General features: G+C 74.3%; 4 protein-coding genes. 2 read left to right on the top strand and 2 right to left on the bottom strand.

The features are described 5' to 3' along the window. The coding region (locus HET64_RS36630; protein WP_215111553.1) for a DUF6716 putative glycosyltransferase at positions 1–1,179 on the bottom strand (1,179 nt) is incomplete at its 3' end. Between the two features lie 207 nt (positions 1,180–1,386). On the opposite strand from HET64_RS36630, the gene HET64_RS36625 reads away from it, so the two are divergent. Together HET64_RS36625 and HET64_RS36620 are read left to right on the top strand one after the other, a co-directional pair. Next, positions 1,387–2,370 carry a glycosyltransferase family 2 protein gene (locus HET64_RS36625; RefSeq protein ID WP_215111552.1) on the top strand — a complete coding sequence of 328 codons (984 nt, stop codon included), beginning with the start codon at positions 1,387–1,389 and terminating at the stop codon, positions 2,368–2,370. Beyond that, entirely contained in the window at positions 2,367–3,701 is a 1,335-nt protein-coding gene (locus HET64_RS36620) for a polysialyltransferase family glycosyltransferase (protein WP_215111551.1), read from the top strand. Before HET64_RS36625 ends, HET64_RS36620 begins: the two co-directional genes overlap by 4 nt. A gap of 69 nt (positions 3,702–3,770) precedes the next feature. Here the strand turns inward: HET64_RS36620 and HET64_RS36615 are convergent, their stop codons facing one another. Then, complete coding sequence (locus HET64_RS36615; RefSeq protein WP_215111554.1) at positions 3,771–4,850, bottom strand: acyltransferase; 1,080 nt, start codon at positions 4,848–4,850, stop codon at positions 3,771–3,773. Between the last annotated feature and the right edge of the window lie 5 nt (positions 4,851–4,855).

Raw genomic sequence — 4,855 nt, 5'->3', positions numbered from 1 at the left:
GGCGGGGGTGTAGTAGGGGGCCAACGGCGGGAGTCGGCCGTCGTCGAGGAGGGCGGTGACCTTGGCGCGGGCGGTGTCGTAGGCGCTGCCGTACGAGCCGTCGGCGGCCACGCCCTGGCCGGCCACCCACTCCCCGTCGGGCCGGGGCCGGATCCCGCCGTCGAGCCGGTCCCAGGAGGTGAGGAGCCCGGAGCCGACGAAGTGGTGGTTGCCGAGGGTCTCCCGTACGCCGAGGTCGGTGAGGACCGCGGTCGGGATGCGGCGGTGCAGGGACTCCAGCGCGGCCGTCGAGGAGACCGTGACCAGGAGGTCGGTGCGGTCCAGTACCTCGCCCATGTGGCCGTACACCAGGCGGAAGTTGGGCGGCAGGCCGCCGGGCAGCCGCTGCGCGAGCTTCTGGTAGGGCAGTTCCTCGATGTGCGTGGTGTGCTCGCCGGGCTTGGAGCGCAGCTTCAGCAGCACCTCGCGGCGCGGGTGCAGCCGGGCGTGCTCGACGAGCCTGCGCAGCAGGTACGTGCGGTCGGCGCGGGAGGCCGGTACGGAGGGCTGGGCGGCGAACACCACCGTGTCGCGGCCCTCTTCGGGGCGGTACGGGGCTCCGCCCAGGAAGGGGAGGGCGGCCTCCGTGACGGCCGAGGCGTCGGCGCCCACTCCTTCGTACACCGCGCGGAAACGCTCCGCGTCGTGGGCCGAGTTGGCGAGGACGACGTCGGCGCCGTGGCGGAGGAGGAGGCCGTCGGCGAGCTTCTCGTAGACGACGCCGACGTATCCGGTGACGACGACGGGCCGACGCGGCAGGCCGAGGGCGGCGAGGCCGTGCAGCATGGCCTGGACGCCGCCGCCGACGAGGGCGAGGACGACGAGGTCGTACCCCTCGTCGCGCACGGTGTGCAGGAACTCGACGGCGGTGACCTCGCGGACCCGCTCGGCGTCGATCCCGACCTCGCCGATCTCCGCGAGCTGGCGGGGCGTCGGGGTGGCCCGGCCGCGCAGCAGCAGCCCGCTGACCTCGACGGGCCGCGCGTCCGGGCCGTCCGCCCCGGCGGTCAGGCGGCGCGCGGTGAGCGCGCCCCATTTCCACCGGGTGTCGGAGTCGGCGAGGACGGCGACCCGCAGCGCCGGTCGGAGCGCGGCGGGGGTTTCGGCCGGTTCGGCCTCATTGCTGGTACGTGGGGGCACGTCCTAGAAGTTAGGAAGGCATTTCGATGCGCGGCCCAACGTGATGGCAACAGATGGTTAACAGCGTGCCGACGATTGGGGGCGACCCCGAATACGCCGCCAATTCCCGTTCAGGAAAAGGCGATTCACCTGAGCGACGGGCGTTGTTCACCTGCTGGGCGCATTGCGGAAAAGGAAAGGGCCGGCGCCGCACCTAACGTGATGCGCGTGGTTAAGCTCTCCGTCATCGTGCCGTTCTTCAACGTGCAGACCTACGCGCCCGACACCCTCCGAAGTCTGCGGGCCAACGCCCGCGAGGACTTCGAGTTCCTTCTCGTCGACGACTGTTCGACCGACGGGACACCCCGGCTGCTGCGCCGGGCCGCCGACGAGATCCCGGGGGCCGTGCTGGTGCGGCACGAGGTGAACGGCGGTCTGGCGACCGCGCGCAACACCGGTCTGGAGGCCGCCCGCGGCGAGTACATCGCCTTCCTGGACAGTGACGACTGGCTGGCCCCCGGGCACTACGAGCGGCTGGTGGCCCGGACCGAGGCGCTGGGCTGCGATTTCGTGCGCACCGACCACGTTCAGGCCAACGGCAGGTCACGGACCGTACGCCGGGTGCCGCACGGGCCGCACGGGGTGGTGAGCGACCCCCGGGCCGCGATCCTGCCCGCCCACCGCACCACGTCGGTGGACTACGCGTTCGCCTGGGCGGGCCTGTACCACCGGCGCCTGCTGGACCGGGGGCTGCTGCACTTCACCGACGGGCTGCGCACGGCCGAGGACCGGCCGTGGATCTGGCGGCTGCACCGGGAGGCGGACTCCTTCGCCGCCCTGGGCATGCTCAGCCATTTCTACCGGCGCGGGGTGGCCACGTCGCTGACCCAGATCGGCGATGTGCGCCAGCTCGATTTCCTCCGCGCTTTCGACCAGGTGGTCGCCGAGACGGCCGCCGACCGCGACGCGGACGCTCTGCTGCCGAAGGCCGTACGCACGTATTGCGCGGTCATCGCCCACCATCTGGGCTCCCTCGAAAAATTCGAACCCGCCGTGGCCCGCGAACTGAAGTCGCGCGGTGCGGCGGCCCTGGGACGCCTGCCGCAGCGGCTGCTGGACGAGGCTCTCGACTCCATGGACGTGACACGAGCGACCCGGGTGCGCAGGCTGCGCCGCCGCACGGTCGCCGCGAAGGGGGCCTCGGCCGCATGACCATCCGGATCTTCCACGCCTCCTCGCCCGCCGCGACGGTGCTGCTCGCCGCGGCGATCGACGCGGGCTGCTTCACCGAGCCCGACCGCCGGATCCTGCTGCTGTCCCGGACGGGGCCGGCCCCGGAGGCCGTCGCCGACGTCGCGGAGACCGCCGGATTCGAGCGGCTGCGCACCCGGTTCGACGAGGTGTTCTCCTGGAACGACGCGATCTCCCCCTTCCACCCGGACGGCTGGAACCCCCGGGCCGACGACGCCCCGCTGTGGGAGCGCCACTTCCGGCGCGCCTGGGGTCTCGGCGACGAGGAACTGGAGCTGGTCGTGGACTCCCCGCACGCCGGTCCGGCCCGGGCCCTCACCCAGGTCTTCGCCGGTGCCCCGGTCGATGTGTACGCGGAGGGGCCCGGCGGCTACGGCCCGACCGGGGAGAAGATCCCCCCGCTGACCGGGGTCCGGGTGCGGCGGCTGCTCCATCCGGACCTGGTTCCCGGGGCGCGCCTGCTGTTGCTGGGCGAGTACGGGGTGGAGCAGCGGACCGTACCGGCCGAGGCGCTCACCAAGGTGATGGGTGAACTGACCGACGTGGAGGTGGAGTTGCCGGCGGTCGAGGCGCCCGCGCTGCTGCTCGGGCAGGATCTCGCCGGGGCCGGGCTGATCCCGGCGGCCGAGGAGGCGGGGCTGCGGCTGGAGATGGTGCGGGGGGCCGCGGCCCTCGGTCACACCCGGCTGGTGTTCGCACCGGACCCGTACGCCCCGTGGGAGGACCCGGCGCCGCTGCGCGCCGAGGCTGACCGGCTGGGCGTCGAGCTGACCGTGCTGGACACCGCGCGGCCCGTCGTGGCCGATGTGCTGCTGCACCGGCTGCGGCCCGCGCTGGTCGTCGGGTGCACGTCGGCCGCCCTCTTCGGGGCGGCCCGGTTCCACGGCCTCCCGGTGGCGGCCGTCGGCACGGGGCTGCTCCTGGAGCGCCTGACCCCGTACGAGAACGCCGAGCGGATACCGGCGACGCTCGCCGACGCCCTGCTGCCGGGGCTCGGTGACGCGGAGGCGGTCGCCGCGCGGATGCCGTACACCGGTGCCGAGCTGGACGGTCTGCTCGCGGCCGTCGGCTTCGCGATGCGGCCGAGGGTCCGCCCCGATCTGCGTCCGGCAGCCGAGCGCTATCTGTCCACGCACCTGGACGACCGCACCTGGCGCTATTTCAAGCGCCGCCGCCTGGCGTCGCTCGCGCTTCCCGGGGTGGTCCCGGCCCGCCTGGCGTTCCTGCGCGCCAGCCCGGCCCTGCGCCGGGTGGCCCGGCGGGCCAGGGCCTTGCGGAGCGGCCGGGGCTGAGCAGCCCCGGGGCGGGCAGGGCGCGCGAGTCGCGCCCGCCCCGGTGGGCGCGGCAGGTACGCGGGGCGCTCAGCCCAGCACCTTGCCCGCCCCCGCGCGGCCCCACAGCATGGCCGCGCCGAACGACAGGGCCGTCGTGGCCACCGTGATCCCGACCACGAGCGCCGCGGCGGCCGGACCGCCCAGGTCCGCCCGGACGAAGGCGTCGGTGAGGACGCCGAGCACGAGTACGTGCACCAGGTAGGCCCCGAACGACGCGTCGGCCAGCCGGGTCAGCGCCGGGCGCAGCCGCTCCGGGACGCGCAGGCCGTGCAGGGAGATCAGGACGCCGCAGCTGAACAGGGCCACCAGGACGTGGGCGTACGGGATCGCGTAGTGCACCTCGTGCTGGTACGCGATCACCCCGGCCAGCCCGGCCGCCGCGAGCAGCAGCCACGGGAGCCGCCGCCGGCCGAACGTACCGGCCGGGGCGGCGAGCAGCAGTGCCCCGAGCACCGCGTAGATCAGCTGGTACGGACCGAACGCCCAGCCGAAGCGCGGCAGTTCGCGGCCGGTGGCCTCGGCCAGGTCGCCGAAGAGCGACGGGGCGGCCGCCAGGACCAGCAGGGCCGCGCCGAGACCCCACGGCCGCCTGCCCGACCTGACCAGCACCACCAGCCCCAGGGTCATGATCACGGGGAGGTAGGCGTAGAGGTACCAGAGGTGGTAGGCGGGGCGGACCGAGGCGAACACGGAGTCCAGCGCCAGCTCGCCCACGGGGTCGGCGTTGGTTCCGCGCAGCCTGCCCCAGGCGAGGTAGAGCGCCGTCCAGACGGCGAGGGGCACCACGATCCGCACGATGCGCCGGCGCAGCCGCGCGCCGTCCTTCGGCGGGGCCCCGACCAGGACCACCCAGCCGGCGATGGCGAAGAAGAGGGGCACGGCGAAGCGGCCGACGGAGTCGGCGGTCAGCCCGGCCCAGTAGGTGCCGGGCCCCTGCGAGGCCGTCCGGCCCACGGCGTTCACGAAGGCCGATCCGGCGTGCAGGCCGATCACGCCGACCGAGCAGAGCAGCCGGATCAGGTCGATGTCGTAGCGGTGCTCGCGGACGGGACGTGGCGTCTCCGGGACCGTCGGCGCCGGGGCGGGGGCGGGGGGTGTGGTCGGCATGGTCC

Origin of the sequence: Streptomyces sp. McG3, from assembly GCF_018619185.1 — a bacterium.
In the GTDB taxonomy this organism is placed as follows: domain Bacteria; phylum Actinomycetota; class Actinomycetes; order Streptomycetales; family Streptomycetaceae; genus Streptomyces.
This window is presented reverse-complemented; position numbering and strand designations above follow the sequence as displayed.

Bases quoted from the DNA above. Each gene is read 5' to 3' on its own strand.
- HET64_RS36620 (WP_215111551.1), top strand. From the start codon at position 2,367: ATGACCATCCGGATCTTCCACGCCTCCTCGCCCGCCGCGACGGTGCTG.
- HET64_RS36615 (WP_215111554.1), bottom strand. From the start codon at position 4,850: ATGCCGACCACACCCCCCGCCCCCGCCCCGGCGCCGACGGTCCCGGAG.